At 58.1% G+C, this 394-nt stretch carries 1 protein-coding gene; it reads left to right on the top strand.

Going from position 1 to position 394, the window contains the following annotated elements:
- A partial coding sequence (locus EN879_RS38685; RefSeq protein ID WP_164774978.1) for a DUF892 family protein occupies window positions 1-369 on the top strand: 369 nt, incomplete at its 5' end.
- Window positions 370-394: the final 25 nt, after the last annotated feature.

The following is a 394-nucleotide window of genomic DNA, read 5'->3' as shown; positions in this document are numbered from 1 at the left end:
GCGTTCGAAAAGCACCGCGAGGAAACGAAAGAACACGTTGCCCGGCTCGAACAGGTTTTCGAAGTGATCGGCAAGAAGCCGCAGGGAAAGACGTGTGCGGCTATTGTGGGCATCACCGATGAAGGTGCCGAGATCATGGAGGAATATAAGGGCACACCTGCCCTGGACGCTGGCCTGCTGGCTGCGGCCCAGGCTGTGGAGCACTACGAAATCTCACGCTATGGCACACTGAAGACCTGGGCCTCCGAACTGGGGCTGGATGAAGCTGTTTCGCTCCTCAATTTAACCCTTGGAGAGGAAAAGGCGACCGACGAGGCGCTGACACAACTCGCTGAACCGGCTGTCAACATGGCTGCCGAAAACGTGTAGTAGCCCCACCAGGCGAAGACTGGCC

It is taken from the genome of Mesorhizobium sp. M7A.F.Ca.AU.002.02.1.1, assembly GCF_003998535.1.
Taxonomy (GTDB): Bacteria; Pseudomonadota; Alphaproteobacteria; order Rhizobiales; family Rhizobiaceae; genus Mesorhizobium; species Mesorhizobium ciceri.
The sequence above is the reverse complement of the archived record's forward strand: the minus strand, read 5'-3'. Positions and strand labels throughout refer to the sequence as shown.